Annotated in this window: 19 protein-coding genes and 1 pseudogene; 13 read left to right on the forward strand and 7 right to left on the reverse strand. The window is 60.2% G+C overall.

The genetic code is table 11. The features are described from left to right. Positions 1–70: 70 nt before the first annotated feature. Positions 71–256: a DUF3606 domain-containing protein gene (locus ACSFA5_RS24520; RefSeq protein ID WP_435446653.1), complete on the forward strand. Its 186-nt coding sequence runs from the start codon at positions 71–73 to the stop codon at positions 254–256. 158 nt (positions 257–414) lie between these two features. Here ACSFA5_RS24520 and ACSFA5_RS24525 read toward each other — a convergent pair whose 3' ends face one another. Then, positions 415–1674: a DUF2252 family protein gene (locus ACSFA5_RS24525; protein ID WP_435446654.1), complete on the reverse strand. Its 1260-nt coding sequence runs from the start codon at positions 1672–1674 to the stop codon at positions 415–417. 175 nt (positions 1675–1849) lie between these two features. Next, on the reverse strand, positions 1850–2221 hold the full coding sequence (locus ACSFA5_RS24530) for a response regulator (RefSeq protein ID WP_435446655.1): 372 nt from the start codon (positions 2219–2221) through the stop codon (positions 1850–1852). Between the two features lie 70 nt (positions 2222–2291). On the opposite strand from ACSFA5_RS24530, the gene ACSFA5_RS24535 reads away from it, so the two are divergent. The 4 genes from ACSFA5_RS24535 to ACSFA5_RS24550 all read left to right on the forward strand — a co-directional run bounded on the left by ACSFA5_RS24535 (position 2292) and on the right by ACSFA5_RS24550 (position 5410). Then, a complete protein-coding gene (locus ACSFA5_RS24535) occupies positions 2292–3422 on the forward strand; it encodes a sensor histidine kinase (protein WP_435446656.1) in 1131 nt (376 codons plus the stop codon). Positions 3423–3677: 255 nt separating this feature from the next. After that, positions 3678–4220 (forward strand): hypothetical protein, encoded by a 543-nt coding sequence (locus ACSFA5_RS24540; protein WP_435446657.1) that lies wholly within the window; start codon positions 3678–3680, stop codon positions 4218–4220. 172 nt (positions 4221–4392) lie between these two features. Then, on the forward strand, positions 4393–5031 hold the full coding sequence (locus tag ACSFA5_RS24545) for a hypothetical protein (RefSeq protein ID WP_435446658.1): 639 nt from the start codon (positions 4393–4395) through the stop codon (positions 5029–5031). Between the two features lie 88 nt (positions 5032–5119). Next, the gene (locus tag ACSFA5_RS24550; protein WP_435446659.1) at positions 5120–5410 is read left to right on the forward strand and encodes a barstar family protein; all 291 of its coding nucleotides are present in this window, start codon (positions 5120–5122) and stop codon (positions 5408–5410) included. Positions 5411–5967: 557 nt separating this feature from the next. Here the strand turns inward: ACSFA5_RS24550 and ACSFA5_RS24555 are convergent. Beyond that, positions 5968–7416, reverse strand: coding sequence for an IS1182 family transposase (locus ACSFA5_RS24555; RefSeq protein ID WP_435446660.1), 1449 nt, complete (start codon positions 7414–7416; stop codon positions 5968–5970). Between the two features lie 225 nt (positions 7417–7641). On the opposite strand from ACSFA5_RS24555, the gene ACSFA5_RS24560 reads away from it, so the two are divergent. From ACSFA5_RS24560 to ACSFA5_RS24590, 7 genes are all read left to right on the forward strand, one after another. Then, complete coding sequence (locus tag ACSFA5_RS24560) at positions 7642–8079, forward strand: hypothetical protein (RefSeq protein ID WP_435446661.1); 438 nt, start codon at positions 7642–7644, stop codon at positions 8077–8079. Between the two features lie 127 nt (positions 8080–8206). After that, positions 8207–8632 (forward strand): hypothetical protein, encoded by a 426-nt coding sequence (locus ACSFA5_RS24565; RefSeq protein WP_435446662.1) that lies wholly within the window; start codon positions 8207–8209, stop codon positions 8630–8632. A gap of 790 nt (positions 8633–9422) precedes the next feature. Next, the gene (locus ACSFA5_RS24570; RefSeq protein ID WP_435446663.1) at positions 9423–9860 is read left to right on the forward strand and encodes a hypothetical protein; all 438 of its coding nucleotides are present in this window, start codon (positions 9423–9425) and stop codon (positions 9858–9860) included. A 46-nt stretch (positions 9861–9906) separates the two neighbouring features. Continuing rightward, positions 9907–10260: a hypothetical protein gene (locus ACSFA5_RS24575; RefSeq protein WP_435446664.1), complete on the forward strand. Its 354-nt coding sequence runs from the start codon at positions 9907–9909 to the stop codon at positions 10258–10260. Positions 10261–10393: 133 nt separating this feature from the next. Continuing rightward, positions 10394–10741: a DUF6678 family protein gene (locus ACSFA5_RS24580; protein ID WP_435446665.1), complete on the forward strand. Its 348-nt coding sequence runs from the start codon at positions 10394–10396 to the stop codon at positions 10739–10741. A gap of 48 nt (positions 10742–10789) precedes the next feature. Next, a complete protein-coding gene (locus ACSFA5_RS24585) occupies positions 10790–11209 on the forward strand; it encodes a DUF4279 domain-containing protein (protein ID WP_435446666.1) in 420 nt (139 codons plus the stop codon). A gap of 395 nt (positions 11210–11604) precedes the next feature. Further along, complete coding sequence (locus ACSFA5_RS24590) at positions 11605–13308, forward strand: phage integrase family protein (protein WP_435446667.1); 1704 nt, start codon at positions 11605–11607, stop codon at positions 13306–13308. 48 nt (positions 13309–13356) lie between these two features. On the opposite strand, the gene ACSFA5_RS24595 is transcribed toward ACSFA5_RS24590, so the two are convergent. Together ACSFA5_RS24595 and ACSFA5_RS24600 are read right to left on the reverse strand one after the other, a co-directional pair. Continuing rightward, a complete protein-coding gene (locus tag ACSFA5_RS24595; RefSeq protein WP_435446668.1) occupies positions 13357–13662 on the reverse strand; it encodes a hypothetical protein in 306 nt (101 codons plus the stop codon). Positions 13663–13786: 124 nt separating this feature from the next. Further along, positions 13787–13927, reverse strand: a pseudogene (locus tag ACSFA5_RS24600) (transposase); the annotation flags it as partial. A gap of 179 nt (positions 13928–14106) precedes the next feature. On the opposite strand from ACSFA5_RS24600, the gene ACSFA5_RS24605 reads away from it, so the two are divergent. Further along, positions 14107–14652, forward strand: a complete 546-nt coding sequence (locus ACSFA5_RS24605; protein WP_435446669.1) for an MltR family transcriptional regulator — start codon at positions 14107–14109, stop codon at positions 14650–14652. Positions 14653–14724: 72 nt separating this feature from the next. Here the strand turns inward: ACSFA5_RS24605 and ACSFA5_RS24610 are convergent, their stop codons facing one another. Continuing rightward, complete coding sequence (locus ACSFA5_RS24610; RefSeq protein ID WP_435446670.1) at positions 14725–15111, reverse strand: hypothetical protein; 387 nt, start codon at positions 15109–15111, stop codon at positions 14725–14727. Next, entirely contained in the window at positions 15096–16022 is a 927-nt protein-coding gene (locus ACSFA5_RS24615) for a hypothetical protein (RefSeq protein WP_435446671.1), read from the reverse strand. The genes ACSFA5_RS24610 and ACSFA5_RS24615 overlap by 16 nt, the downstream gene beginning before the upstream one ends. Positions 16023–16080: the final 58 nt, after the last annotated feature.

Here is a 16080-nt window from a genome sequence, read left to right on the forward strand (position 1 = left end):
AGAAGTTCAGCATCGGTTGCTCCGCAGTGGAGCGATGTAGATGCAGACGCCGCGGCATTGGAGGAAAGTCATGGTTCTGAAAAAGGAAAGGGAGCCTCGCTATATTGCGACGCCCTCCCCTGCATTGGCGAAGGAATGGGCTAAGCGGCTCGGGTGCACACCAGCTGAGCTTCGTATCGCGCTACGCGCTGTGGGAGATTCAACCGAGCGCGTGCGGGCGTACCTTGAAGCCCTCAACCAACGCCACCCCAGCTGACGCTCAAGCAAGGCACGGCACCGAAGTGCAGCTTCCCGAACAACCCCTCGGGCGCCTTTTTGGAGGCATCTGAGGCCGTTGACGGTGCAGATCGCATTCAACACCGCTGTCGGCCTATGGGACAGAGATGACCCGCACATCGAATGTTGCTGTCGTGTTTACGCCGTCTCCAGCGCGTAACGCCGGCAGTGGTCTAGATAGCCGCGTTCATGGGAGGCCACAAGGTCAACGACGCTGGACCACAGCCACGGCGGCGCATCAATGACTTTCGAATGATTTTGCGTGAGTGCCGATCGCCAAGCTCGTCGGGTGGCACCATCCATCTGGCGGGCGTGGGCGGCCCCGACCGTTCGTGCCAAGAAATAGGCAACTCGCGTTGCTTCGTCTGAGCTCAACTGCTCAAACTCCAGCTTCAAATCTTGAGGAAGCAGTTCTCGCACAAAAACTGAACGTCGACCGACTTGCCCGGCCCTCATGCGCGATCCCAGGAACGGCGACATCGCCTGAGCACCTGCAACTACGCGGGCGCCGTGTTCGTCTGGCATCCGATCAGCATAGCTCTCATGAGGCGCCAAGGCTTTGATCGCCTCCTTGATGTCTAAAAGACAGAAGTCGCGGCCGCGCGCGACGGCCTTGCCCACCTCCATCAGCACGGCATACCGCAGTCTGCCGAGCGAGCTGCAGCCTTTCATCCAATAGGCGGTGTCGAGCATCACCACCTTGGCATCGTCCCGCCTGTGCTGCAGCCCGGTCACCAGCTGTCGCACGTCTCGAGAAAGGACCAATCGAGAAATGTCGTCTTGCTCGGTTTCCGCGACCGGCCAAAAGCGAGGTCCATGCGGGATGGCCATGGTCTCGCCGCCCAAGCGCTCCGCTGCCAAGTGCCGCCAAGTTCGATTGCGCGCTTGGGTGAGGCTTCGGCTGATTGCAGCGGGTGGCGGCAGAGTGGAAAGTGCCCGCTTGGGAGCAAAGGCATCGGTATAACCCGCCACGACCTGCTCAATCATCCGCGCGGTGATTACCCCCGGCAGATCAGATCCTCGAGCAGCCGAAGCCAGTGATAGAGCGAGCCGCACGATGTCGTGTGCAGGGTTGCCGATGACGGTCTGGTCAAAATCGCGGATTTCGATCGCCAGTTCACCTTCGGTGTTGGCCACCGGCCCTAAATTGCCTATGTGACAGTCGCCGCAGATCCAGATTGGCGGACCGTCTGGCAGAGACGCCGGAGCGACAGAGTCGAGCCACTCGTAAAAGCGGAGCGTGTTACCACGGACATAGGCGTGCGCGGAGCGCGCCATCTTGAGATTGCGCGCCGCGGAAAGCGCAGGTTGACGGGTCTCGGGATTCGGTACCGAAAACCTCGAAAGCCGCTTCTTAGTGTTATGCATAGGGCCTTGGAGTAAGCGCTCCAATTTCATCACCTTGTCACAAAGATGATGCAGGCAAATACCGCTTGGCGTTGTGCGATTTCGAGCGGCTGTTCACGCCTCAATCACGGCGGGCGCCAGCCCCCGCTAATCCGGAAGCTCCTTGGCGTGGAATCGGACTGAGGGGCGGTTGAGGATGGGCTGTTATGTGTACGGATCGGACTTCTCAAACCTGACCGTTCAGCAGCTTGACCAGGGTCGCCATGTCGACCGGCTTGCTCAGCAGGTGGTTGAAAGGCCCCTCCTGCCCGAGCGCGTCAAGCTTCGAAACATTGCCGGAAAGTGCGATCAGGAGAGGGGGCACCTCCGGCCAGGTCAGGCGCAACTCCCGCGCCGCGCCTGCACCACCAAGTCCGGCCATCTCCAAATCGAAAATTGCGACGCTCGGCCGCTTTTCTTTCGCCAGCTTCACGGCTTCCTCACCGCTGAAGGCCACCCGGATCGATGCTTCGGGGAAATACATGGCCAATAATTCAGACATCATTCCGGCGACTTCGGGTTCGTCGTCAAGAATCAAAAGTTCAAAAATACGTGTCATTTCTTGTTGTGATCCCGCGAAAATCGTGTGAAAAGAACGTCCTCCAACCACTTCGAGTCAAGAACGCCGCATGCAAATCGCCAATTTCCTGGAATCCGCCAGAGGTGAAATCCTGGCCGAATCCATCGCGTATGCCAGGACCATCCTGAGGCTCAAGGATGAAGACGAGGCAACGCTGCGGGATCATTTGCCCTCGGTGCTGGAAGCGATTTCGCGAGACTTGCGCACTGCGCAAAGTAGGACGGAGTCGATCCACAAGTCGCACGGCTTGTCGAGCGTGGCTGCCGGGCCAGACTCAGCTGCCGAAACCCATGGCGTGCTGCGGGCCCGCAGCGGCCTGACCATCGAGCAGGTTTTCGCAGAATACAGGTCGCTCCGGTCCTGCGTGCTGCGTCTTTGGGCGGACAACGCACCGCACGGTCCGGACGCGGTACGCGACGTGGGCCGGTTCAATGAAGCCATCGATCAGGCGCTGGCCGAGTCAGTGCGCACCTACGCGGGCGAAGTGGAGCGTTGGCAGCAAATCTTCCTTGGCGTCCTTGGACATGACCTGCGCGGCCCTCTGAATGCCATCGCGCTGTCCGCCGAACTGATCGCTGCGAAAGCGCCTCCCGAGCTTGGCCTTCCCACTGCGACGCTGTCAAAGAGCACCCGGCGAATGGCTTCGCTGATGGACTCGCTCCTCCAGTACAACATGGCAGGCTTGAGCGGTGGGATGCCGGTCGAACGCAAGCCAACCGACCTTGAAGTGGCGTGCAAGGAAGAATTGGAGATGCTTCGGGCCGCGCTACCTGGCGCGCAGATCGAGCTGGTCACGCAGGGAAATACACGAGGCGAGTTTGACGCCTCTCGAGTGCGGGAGGCGGTGGGCAACCTCGTTACGAATGCGGTGAAGCACGGGGTTCCAGGTGCGCCAGTGATTGTCAGGATCGACGGCGACGATGCGACTGCGCGCCTGAGCGTGGAAAACGCTACCGCGCATGACATTACGTCCAATGAAATGGAGCAGCTCTTTGAACCCCTGCGGCGGGGCGCCGCCAAAGGCCCGGGGTCGGACCGCTCGAATCTTGGACTCGGGCTGTTCATCGTCAGGCAGATCGCCAAAGTGCATGGGGGCGATGTGCACGGCGAGTGCGTGTCCAAACGCGTGAAGTTCACCATGACGCTGCCCAAGGTGGCGCCTGCTGCGGAACGCCAGTGAACCTCAGCGGCTAAACCTCTGGGCCCTCCTTTGCTGCACCGCTAGCGCCATCCGACCTTCGCGCAGCGCGCCGTTGAACCTTCGCAGATTTCGATTTCCAGCCATTGGATCCGCGCGTATGTCCCGCTCTCGCACCGATCTGGGCTCGTGCACGGCTGCTTCGAGCGAGGTGCAATGCCTCAAATTGGCCCGTCTACGACCGCGGCGCGACCGACTACAGTCGGCCATAACCGGACCTTCCTTCCTCGAAACCAAATGGGCGCCACGTACAGATTCATTGCCGATCCGAGCAAGCCTTCACCTGTTCTCGAATGGTTTCGTGGCTTGGCCTCGTCGCCAAGGGAGATGGACACCTCAAGGGCGACTGTTTTCCATTTCGAGAGCATGGGTCAACTTTTTACAAGGGCCGACGGGGCTTTCGATACCAAGAACTCGCCACTGGTCAATGTGTTCTCTCCACAGATCAAGCGCGGCGCTCTTTGGACGGTAGGTGAAGTTCACTTTCTCCCTACGCCGCTGAGGCAGAACTTCCCGCAACTCGAAGCGACAAGTCGAGCGTTTGCGACATGGCTGAAGAAGCAGGAGTGCGTGTTCTCAAATAAGGCGGGCTGCGAGAACGAGTTCGATTACTACCTCGAAGGGTCGGTACGCAACTACGACCCGCCGGTTTATGCGTTTCCCGCTGGCCTTGCGGCGCTGCATCAAGGGCGGTACTTCGTGGGGGATGACGACGGCGACTCTCGATTGGACAAAATCTGTAGTGCGCTGCGACTCCGTGGAGTTGAGTGCTCCAACTGACCTGAGCGACCGCTTTCGAGCAGGTTCACTGACTGCTTCGGGCCCCAATGCGCCGACGTGGCGACGTGGCGACGTGCGACGTGGCGACGTGGCGACAGGCTACAGTCGGCCAAAAGCGGTCGGTCGCTGAGCCCGGCCAAACTGGCTCAATGCAACACTCGCACTTCTGAAAATGCCAACCGATCTGAAATGTCCGAGCTGCGACCTCAGGGTCTCCATCGGCGGCTACTTCACCAGTCCTAATGACGGCTTCAGCGGCAGAAGTCTCGTTCCTTGTGGAGCGTGCGGGACGCAACACTCGATCAAGCATGGGATACGCGACTCCGGCCCAGAGTACTTTGACATTCAGAAGATCATTGTTGACTCTTTCCCGCTGGGCTCCCTTGATCGAGTCGTGGTGCGAATTCAGAAGTTCCGCAAGCCAAAAGTGACGCTACCGGAAGCGCTAGCGATTGCGAGGAATGCGCCATTCACGCTCGTCGAATCCATCTCCACTAGCCAAGCCATCCAGATCGTAGAAGATCTCGAGCAGGTCAAGATCCAATCGCATCGGGAGACCGTCGGCCGCAAGCGAAACCCACTCTTCGGTCTGGCGCAAGCTGACCGTCTCGCATATCGCGCTCGCCCCCAGCATGGTGATGTGGAGCCTCCATGGCTAGAAACAGAAGAGACGGTGCCGGCGGAAGTCTCAGCGATGCGTTGCATGGCGTGCGGTTGCTTTGGAACCTTGCTGCTCACGCCCCCTGCAGCCCTTTGCTGCCCGGCGTGCGGAAGAGAAAATTTGGCCGAGGCAGGCTTTTGGCTTACCTAGTCGTTAACAACGAACGGCTCGGTTCGGCCAGGAGCCGACCTTCGACAGCGGCTCTCAGTGGTGCCGGAAATGAGGAGATTGGAACAGCATGGTGGCGCGTAAAGACGAGGTGACGGTAGAGCTGAGCGATGTGAGCAGTTCGCTCGAACTTCAGAACCGACTGATGCGCTTGCTCGACTTTCCAGGGTGGTACGGCCGGAACTGGGATGCTTTCTGGGACGCAATCACCGGGTTGGTGGAAATGCCGCACCGGCTGCGATTTGTCGGCTGGGCCGACTTCGCAGACCGCAATCCGCGCGATGCTAAGCAACTCCGTGAGTGCCTTTCCAGGCTGCGAGCCGAACTGCCAACCCATGCCGCAACTGTTGCCTATGACTAGGGGGCGGGACGCGGCCAGGAGCGGTCCTTCGAGCAGCTCTCTCAAATCATGAAGAAGTTTTCGCACCATTCGTACTTTTCCAAGCCCGAGCAGGATCAGCGGCGCTTGTTCCCTCACGTCTGCTTCGTTTGTCGCAAGTCCTACAAGAAGCCCATGCGGACGCTAACCCGACTCTGCCCACAGTGTCACGGGCCGATGGTGATGCTTAGCCGCAAGTTCGCAGCACCCAAGATGACCGATTTAGATCAGTGGCGCAAGGTTGAGTTCTTGGTCAGTCACGGCTTTCGCTTCCAATCGATCCACGAACAGCCGAGCGGATCATTTGTTCAGTACCCAGCGACCCTGGCCGAGGCGAAGGGGTTCGTTGAGCGGTACGAGAGAAGAGCCCGGTAGCGGCCGAGGCTGTGTGGAAACGCCTTCGGCGCTCCAGTATGCCGAGCATTCGCGTCGCGAGCGCCACAGCCAGCCTCGCAGGCCATCCAGTAGTCGCAAGCGGGCACGAACGGATTTGATGCCTCGAGGGCTCTCTGCGCGCCGCTGACGCGCCGTAAAGAGGCTCACGCCCCCACCAGCCGCACCGCCTTCATCGTTTTCTTCATGCCCAGGATGGCGATCACCCGCTTGAGGTTGTAAGCCAGCACATGCAGGCTCATCTCGGTGCCCACGTGCGCCAGCGTCTTCGTCAGGAAGTGCGTCGAGCCCATCCAGTGCTTCAACGTCCCGAAGACATGCTCCACGGTGCGCCGTCGCAAGGTCATGGCCTCGGGCTTCTTGTCCAGGCGCTGCTGCACACGCTCGAGCACTTCTTCATGCTCCCATCGACGGATGCGCCGGTAGTCGGCTGTCGTGCATTGGCCTTTGATCGCGCAGTCGGGGCAGGCACTGGTCCAGTAGACATGGGCGTTGAGCCCGTTCTTCTCCAGCGTGCTGAACCGGTAGATGGCCCGCTCGCCCGCAGGGCATTGGTACTCATCGTCCTTCGCGATGTAGATGAAGTCGCTCTTGTCGAAGCGCCCCTCGGCCCTGGCGTTCGAAGTCATGGGCTTGGGAACGAAGGCCGTGATGCACGCGTCCTCGCAGGCCTTGAGCTCGGTGCCGTTGAAGTAGCCACGGTCGGCGAAGGCCTGCAGCTTCTTCGTGCCCATGGCCTCACGTGCAGCCTTGGCCATCTTGCTCAGCTGCGCCCGGTCGTTGCCGATGTTCGTCACCTCGTGCGCCACGATGAGATGGTGTTTGGCATCTACCGCCGTCTGCACGTTGTAGCCCACCAGGCCAGAGCCCTTGGCCTGCGAGTTCATCGAGCGGGCATCGGTGTCGGTGGTGGAGATCTGCCCGTCGGGCACCTTCTTCAATTGCTCCTGGGTCTCGTCGAGCTGGCGCATCTGCGCGCGCAGGGTTCGGATCTTGTCCTGCAGGCGCTCGGTCTTCGCTTCGACCTCAGCAGGCTGTGTGCGATCCGCCGTCTCCAGCGCATCCAGGTAGCGCTGGATGCTCTGCTCGATCTGGCGCTGGCGCGCATCGATCTTGGCGGGCGTGACGTTGCGATCCCGGCTGTTGACGGCCTTGAACTTGCTGCCATCGATGGCCACGATGGCTTGCGTGAAGAGTTTGAGCTCGCGGCACAGACCGATGAAGCGACGGCAGACATTGCGAATGCCCGCGCCGTTGTCGTGGCGGAAGTCGGCGATGGTCTTGAAGTCGGGCGTCAAGCGGCCGGTCAACCACATGAGCTCGACGTTGCGCTGGGCTTCGCGCTCAAGGCGGCGGCTGGACTGGATGCGGTTCAGATAGCCGTAGATGTAGAGCTTGAGCAGCACGCCCGGGTGGTACGCCGGGCGCCCGGTGAGTGCAGGGTCGGCGCCACCGAAGCCCAGCGAGAGGAGATCGAGTTCCTCGACGAAGGCATCTACGATGCGCACCGGGTTGTCCTGGCCGATATAGTCGTCAAGGCATTCGGCCAGCAAGGTGACTTGCTCGCGCGACTCGCCTTGGATGAATCGCTTCATGGGGCACCTCGCTTTGAACGGGTGCACCGATTTTAATTTTGGAAGAGCGGGACTGGAAGTCTTTTCACACGGCCTCGGCCAAGACCGGACTTTCCGTGAGCGGTCGGAATCGAGGTGGCTTGAGAGGCATCAAGTGTTCGGCTGGAGACGATGATTCACGTATTGGCCAACTAAAAGGAGCCGTTTGTGGTCCATGTTGCGGGACATAGACTGGAATATTCGGTCGTGCAGTGGTCTTATGACTGGGACCCATCACTCTTTGATTTGCTTGACCGTATGCCCGAATTGGTTCTCGGGCGATATGTGGTAATTGCTTCAAGTGACAGCGGCCCATACAAGCCAACCGACGCCGAGCTGGAGTGCGGTTGGGAAGTTGTGAACGGAGTTGCCGTAAGCCCGAAGATAGTCCGTGTATCCGACCTGCCTACGCCCGGTTTTGATGAGTGGTACGTTTACGAAGAGCGTCCGAGGACGTACTGCTATCACGCATCAGTGAACCACTTCGGCTTCGCGCCGCTGCCGCCGGACCAAGCTACAGGATTTTGGGCTCAAGTTGAGGCCGCGCTGCCGCTGCATGTCTTGGGTGCCGGAACTCCTACGATGTTTCTGGCGACGCGAGACAGGAAATCGTTTGACCAAGCAGTGAGTCTTGGTGACTTCTGACCGACTACCATCGGCCAAAAGCGGAAGTACGGCTCGGGCCTCCAGTTCACCGTCCACGCAGCACATCAACGGCACGGGCCTGAAACGAATCACCTTGCACCCCCTTGGGCACCTCCCTGAATGAACTATGACGGCGACGCTTGATTTCATCCGCGAGCGAGACGGGGGATTCACCCGCGTGTCTACGGTAAGCAGCTATGGGACCTCACAGGCCCTATTGCTCAAGTCCTTCGGCTTGGAACCTCAGGCAGACGCGCTGTCCGAAGTGACGCGCGAGGTAGCGGCGGCCTGCATCTCTGCGCTCCTGTGGCGAGACATGGCGTACAGCAGCACCGAATTCATGCCCAAGCAAAAGGCCGAGGGCTATGCGCAAGGTTTTTTGGAGGAGTACGCAGCTGAGGGCGCACGATTCTTCACCAACGGACGATGGGACCAATTTCACGGCAGCTCGGGCTTCCCATACTCGCCGCTCACGGGAGCGACGTTCAGCGCGGTCGTCTTGGTGGCGTGCCCCGGAGTGGCCACGTGCCTTCTCGTGGAAGACGAGGACTGATGGATTTGCGCGGACCTGGCGTCCCGTAGCGGTCCGCGGCCAGGTCCCGCGCCTCACACCTGCGACCGGCTACAGTCGGCCAAGAGCGGTCGGTCGTGCCACCACCGAAACTGTCCGTTCTTAGACTGTCCTGAACGTCAGTTGGGGTACTGTCAGGAAATGGATTCGACCGACACAAACCGCCCGTTGACCGCCGCTGAGCACACCCTGGCTCGGTGGATGTTGGAGAACGGCCTCCCGGAGGCTCAGGCATTTATTGAGCAGCTGGATGAGGCCGAAGTAACGCCGTGGCGATGCCCGTGCGGTTGCGCAAGCATCAATCTGCGAATCAGGGGGCGTCCTGCGGCGCCACCGGGCGTCCATGTTCTTGGCGACTATCTATGCGGTCCAGTCGACGCGCCGGCGGGTGCCTTCATTTTCGAAAGCGACGGCGTACTCGCTGGAATTGAGGTGTACTCGCTTGCCAGCGATGCGCCCTCAACGCTGCCTTATCCTCCATTGAGGCAATTTGGATAGGCCGGCTCGCGGCCGAGGCTGTGTGAAAACGCTGGTGTTGCGTCCTTCGCGTGAATGTCGACCTCTCAGATCGCGCCAGGATCGACGATCAAGGCTTCGAGAATGGTTTTGGTACCCTCGAAAACACGCCCTTCGAGCGTTTTCACACAGCCTCGGCCAAAACCGGACCTTCGTCACTGTCCTCTGATTTCGCCGCAGAGCGGCGCCATGGCTAAAGTCGACGCCTTTCGACCCGGCGTTTCCGCCCGTTCACCCGCAAGCAGGCTAAACCATCATGACAACGCCGCACCTGACATTGAACACGACGACCCGTACGGCCTACGGTGAGAACGACGAGCTGCAAGTTGCCCTTGCAGTTGTCGGGGCCTCGCTCTCCGGTGGCGTCGTTGCGTTCGACGACCCTCAAAAGCTCATGGCGATTTGCGACGCGCTGGCCGGTTTTCCGAAGCACGCGGGTGATGCGGCATCCTTTGAGTACGGGATCTTCGACAGGGTCAAGGTCCGTTTTGCCACGGACGCCAAGGGGCACGTAAGCGCGACCGTGCTGCTCGAAAAGTACGAGGGGCATCCTACGGACAGCTATCCTGAATCACTGTCTGTGCGGTTCTGGTGCGACCCATCGAGCGTTAACGAATTTCGCGCCTCCATCGGCGGTTTCGTCCCAGGCGAGCTTGGCGAAGCTAAGCTCGTCGGGCGGTCACCGAATTTTTGACGCCTGACGGCAAGGACCAGTCATTCGACCTTAGCCTCCTACTTCGATGAAATCTGCGCTTTCCGTGAACGCCGCGCTCGACGAACTGGCGACCTTGGCGGGCCAGGACATCGCCTTGGTGGGCATCCTGCGCTTCGAGTTCGAGGGGACAGCTTTAGACCATTTCCCCAAGGCCGAGCGCCGCGATGCAGAAGATTTCGGTCCACTCGAGCCATCGAGCGTGTGGCTGAGCGTTGGGTCTGGAGCCCTTCAATTCAATGAAGAACAGCTTCGGCGATGGCACGGAAAGCGAGTAACAGTGCTCGGCACCTTGCTCGGTCCCGCTGAAAAGCTCGGAGGGTGTGGTCATTTCTCAGCATTTCCCGCCGAGGTAGTGGCTCGCTCCATCGAGCGGCTCTAGTCGGCCAGAAGCCGACCTTCGAGGGCGCCGCAGAATCCAGTCGGGGCCACGCATTGGACTTGGAGTAACTGTGACCATTGAGCATAAATTTGGATGGGGCCCAAAGACGATGCCTTTGCCGAGCGAGGCGGACATGAAGCGTCTGGCAAGCATGGTTGTGCGCGGTGAACTGCACCCAGTGCTCAATCACACAAAGTGGGCGGAGCTTCGTACCGAGATGCTCGCGGCGCCGTCCGAGCAGCATCCCAAGTTCCGGGCTCGCAGCATATTCGCGCCGCCTGACTTCTGCACTGCGTGGGACGGCGAGTTTTACCACCACGTCCATCCCGTTGCCGAGCTTGAGTGGATGGAGCTTCAAGCCGTGTCTTCGGTCTGGCTACGCGACACCCTCCAGCGTCACAGCATCCCATATTCACTTGAAGCAGGGGTTGTGCGGGTGTGGGGGTACACGCGGCCCGGTCCGCAACCAGAATGGCAGTAAGCGGCCAATAGCCGACAACGAAATGCGCACTTCCAAGCCCAGACAATTTTGAACTGCACCGAACTCATCTTTTGCCGAGACACTGTTGACCCTGACTTTGTCACTCACACACTCGAGCTCCAGCCAACGCATAGCTATAAGGTGGGGGATGTCGTTGCAGTTGGCGACATACAGCGACCATCCTATGTGGGCATGTGGAAGTTGCGCCTTCCTGACTCCCAAGCAGATGAAACCGTTGAGGAGCAACTTGCGCGATGGTTGACGATGCTCGGCACCAAGCGCGAGCGAATGGGTCGTCTGCGCCAGCTTGGATACTCGCCGTATCTTGATTGCCGAGCGGAAAAAGGCTCTCTTTCTTTGTGCATCGAACCTGTAGTTTTTGCCGGCTTGGGGATGTTGGGCATTGCGCTCAGCGTGTGGCTCCCTGAGGCGCCGGCCGCGAAATCAACGTCTGTGAGTGACCGCTAAGGAGCGCAGCGTACGGCCGCTTTGGGCCCATTCGAGACATTGGACCTCACCCAAAGCAGCCAGTCGCGAGCCCAGATCGGTGCGAGAGCGGCACACATCGCGCGGATTCACTGGCGAGAAATCGAAATTTGCGACGGTTCAACGGCGCGAGGCGCGAAGGTCTGATGGCGCCAGCGTTGCAACAAAGGACGGCCCGGAGTGCTAGCCGCTAAAGTTCACTGGCGTTCCGCAGTTAGGACTTCGGATCGCACACCTTACACGGCCAGTGCACAGCTAGAACTCCGCTGCCTTGCGAAAAACAACTTATAGGTACCATTCGCTTTTTCATCTCAAGGGATGCTATTGAGATAATCCTTCTTATCGCAATAGCTGTGCTGTATCGCTAAACTCGATTCATGAAAAATGGCCTGCTTGCGCAAAGCACGGGAGAGACTGTGCACAGTTTCCCCGGAGCCTCAGCGCTCGCGGCGCTGCGCGCCTGGTATGCGGGGATGAGCACAACCGACGCCGTCGCGCAGTACTTGCGGCATGGCATCGAACGAGGGTTGTCCTCCCGGGTCGTGCTGACGGATATCAGGCGGCAGCTGGAGGGCCACGCCCGCCGCTGTCGTCGTGACGACCTGGCGCAGCTGATCCGTCATCCCGCTTCCGAACGGCAAAAGCGTGGCCGCGCGGTGATGGCCGCGATCGACGAACTGCGAGGTCTCTCGGTGCCGCAACCGCTGGTGACGGATGCGATCGAACGCTGGCTGCCGCTCCGCTTGGCCAAACCCATGCGCGACCACGGATTGCGCACGCTTGCCGACCTGACTGTGCGCGTCCCACGTCGACGGCGCTGGTGGACCGCTGTGCCTGGTCTCGGCGCCACCGGTGCCGGCCAGGTCGAAGCCTTCTTTGCCGCCCATCCGACCTTGACGGCGCAGGCCCACGCGCTTTTGCCTCTCACCCTGCAGCAGGATGTAGTCCCGCTGGAGCGCCTCTGCGTGCCGAACGACGTGGATGGCTCGCGCGGCGCGTTCCGAGCGCCGGCCGCAACATGCATTCTTGGCGCAGGCAACGACTATGAGGCGGTGCAAGCCTGGTTGTCGCTGCACGAGTCGACTGCGACCCAGCGCGCATACCGCAAGGAAGCCGAGCGCCTGATCCTCTGGGCCATCGTGGAGCGTCGCAAGGCCCTGTCGTCGCTGACGACAGAAGACGCTGTGGCCTATCGGGCCTTCCTGCGCCAACCCTCGCCGCGCGGGCTATGGGTAGGGCCAGCTGCTGCGCGGTCTTCACCGGATTGGCGCCCGTTCGCTGGAGCTCTCTCCGCACGTTCGATTGCCTACGCGCTGTCCGTGGCTGGCGCTCTATTCCGCTGGCTGATCCAGCAACGCTACGTGCTCGCTAATCCTTTTGCGGGCATCAAGGTTCGAGGGGCCTCGGCCGCTGCGCCATCGGCGCTCGTACGGGTCTTCAGCGAAGGGGAGTGGGGAATTGTGCAGGCTGTGGCACAGGGCCTTGAGTGGATGCATGGCTGGGAACCACCAGCCGCACAACGTTTGCGCTTCGTGCTGGACTTTTCCTACGCGACGGGGCTGCGCATCGGCGAGTTGGTCAGCGGGCGGCTCGAACAGCTCGAGACCGACGTTCACGGCGATCATTGGCTTCGCCTGATGGGTAAGGGTGGCAAGATCGGCAAGGTGGCCCTGCCGCCCCTTGCGCGCTCTGCCTTGGATCGATATCTTGTGCAGCGGCAGCTGCCGACCGCGCCAGCTCGACGGAACCCGAAGACGCCACTCGTCGGTAGCCTCGATCTCGACAGCGACGCCGGGATCACTGCCACGCGGATCTGGAGCGTCATGCGACGCTTTTTCATGCAAGTCGCGGGGGTCATTGAGGCGGACAGTCCTGCGCTTGCAGAAAAGCTTCGTCGCGCCAGCCCGCACTGGATGCGTCACACCCATGCGACCCATGCACTTGCGCGCGGGGCCGATTTGACCACTGTGCGCGACAACCTTCGTCATGCGTCGATCGCGACCACCTCAATCTACCTGCATGGTGACGAGGTCAAGCGGGCGCGACAGATGGATGCGGCGTTTGCCGCGCGGGACGCCTGAGTAGCTCACAGGGTGGCATCCTGAGGCAACTCGCGTGGACTGCGCGCTCTATGAATCGGGTGAACCTGGTGCTTTACGCAGGGCTTGTAGTTCCATACGCGCAGAATCGCGGATTTCCTGCCTATCAAGCTCAACTACGTTTTCGTCGATGCAGGATTTCCAGTGGCTTTCGAGCCAGGGTTCTCGTGTGTCAAAGCATTCGACTGCATAGTCGAGCCAGCTGTTGTAGCCGTCAGGTGGCGGCAGCGGTTTTTGAATGGTGAAGAGAAATACTCCTTGGTGAACTGGGACCTCCAGCGCGTACACGGTATTCCACAAGTTGCCCAAGATCAATACCTGCAGCAGGCCTCGCATGCAGAGGCTCCAGCGATAGACCTGCGAGCCTGCCGAGGAAAAGTGACAGCGGTCGACATCAAGGCGGTCCCTGAGCAGTTTTTTCTCTCCCCCCTCTACCAGCGCCGAGCGCAACAGTCCCGGCCAGGCCCGTAGCCTGGCGCAGGCCCAGCCCAAACATGCACTTCAAGGTCAGGCAGAACTGGATCGCAGCATCGCCGAACACAGCAGGCCGGTCTGAGCGACCACTGGTAGGGGCCCGCCATTGAAGGTCGGCATCGAGCCAGCCTCGATCTGAGGCCACTCCCGCAGAGTTATGCAACAGCAGATCTATCAGGGGATAGACTGGGTTTTACACGCTATTGCCGAATTTTGTGACTCGCGGCCATTCTTTATATGAACAGCACAATCTCTAGAGTGCCCGGTTCCGATGACGACTTCGCCGGTCGAGCCGGGCGCTCCCACATGGATGCGCTTAATCGTTTGCTCAGCCTAGTTCCGATGCATGACGAACGCGGCCGGGTCTTGTGCCTTGCGTCTTTTACCGAGGAAGCGCTCGGACGGTTGCTACTGGGCTATCTCAGAGAAGCCAAGCAGGCAAAGGAACTGGTTGAAGGCTTCAATGCGCCCCTCGGTACTTTGTCGACGCGGATCAAGGCGGCATTTGCGATGGGGCTCATCACTCGGGAACAGCACGACGACCTGGAGATCCTGCGCCGCGTCAGGAACGCGTTCGCGCACAACTGGGAAGGCGTGTCTCTTGCGGAGGGCGATCTCAAGAGCCTGATTGGCAAGCTGCATGGCTACACGTTCGGCAACCAGAAGGCGACCGGCGACGAGAAGTCACGGCTTACAACGGCCATCAGTACGATCCTGGTGGAGCTGACCCTGATCGAGCGCGAGAACGCGAAGAACAACCGCGTGGCTCCGCTCGTTGGCTTCCGTCTGACGACCCAGCCGCCGGTACACGCGACGATTGTCAAGTTTGATGGTGGCGAGGCAGCAGGCTGATCGACGCCGCGGTTCGGGTGTCGAGCGTGCGCCCACCCCGTCGCTCACCGTCGGCTTCGCGATCAATTTGACCTAGCTCTGCTTGCCGACGCCGCTTGACGGCACCAACTTCACAAGCTGGCCAACGACCTTGGTCAGCGCATGGGCCTCGACATCGTCGCTCGATGGCGTCTTGGCGTCGGCATGCGACTTGGCCGTGAGCAGCGTAGTCGCAAACGCCGCCCTCGCGGCAGGCTCATTCAGCGCCCAGACCAACTCGATCGCGACCTTCTGGTTCGCGGCACTATTGAGCTTCTCCTGATAGATGCGGATCTCCTCCAGCGTCGATCGGTACAGCCGCAGGAAGAAGGAGAAGATCTCGATGAAGCCCACGAGGGCTAGGCGAGAAATGTAGTGCGCGAGGACATCGACGATCGAATCGAATTTCCGATCACTCGTGAAGCCTAAAAAGGTACCCACTCCGTTTCCTGCAGGGGCTTCCCCTCGACCACAGTGCTGCACTTAACGAATTTGGGCGAGTGAGGGTCGGTTCCTGCAGGAAGCTCCAGTTCGCTCCAAGGCATGGCAAGCTGGACTGCAACAATTTCTGGCATGTCGCCTTGGACCGTCACCGAGCTTCCAACGGCAACCAGTCCGTACGGGTCCACATACTGGCCGTTGTGATCGTAAAGGTAAGCGCCCTTCTCGCTGGCAAAAAAACACAGAACACCGCCGCTGCGGCCGTTCATGAAGGCGAAGTCGACGCGTCCATCGATGTTGATCTGGGCCTTCCCACCTACGACGCTTCGCGAGAACACGAAGTCGCGCTGGAAGGCGGAGGGCTGCTGAGTGCCGGCTGGAGTGCCAGGGTTGTTGAAGTCGAAGCCCACAGCAGGACCAGCCGGCGGGCCCCACGGAATCTCTTTTCCATTGAGGTCGGTGAAGATGAGTCCACCCGGAGACGCCGGCGGTGATGTGGGCGTCGTATGGGGGTTGCCCGTGCCTGGATTATTTATCAGGTCGGTTCCGATCCCCTGTAGCGTGTCATTGAAGAGGTCCCGTGCGTTCTTCTCAATGACGTCAGGCGCGCAAGCCAGGACATTACCGCTCGTTGCGGCAATGCAGCCGGCTTGGGCTAAGCGCTTCGCGAGTTGTGAGGTCTTGACGGTCACATCCCCCACCTTAATCATCCCTGAGTCCGGACCCACCTGCATCATGAAGATGTTCTTCGACTTGATCGACACGTACGGCTTTATTACCACTGGCTTTCGGCCGGACAGGGTGGGCAGTGCCTCATTGTTGATCCACTTGATGAGTCCGGCGTGCGCCGGCGCAAACAGGGCGGCGGATAAGGACAATCCACAAAACGCCATGGTCTTCAAAAGTTGCATTGAGTTCCTCCAGTTTTGATTGCGCTCCGACGCCAGAAATTATGTGGTTACCTACATG

The sequence above is a fragment of the Variovorax monticola genome, assembly GCF_051216855.1.
Lineage (GTDB): Bacteria > Pseudomonadota > Gammaproteobacteria > Burkholderiales > Burkholderiaceae_C > Variovorax.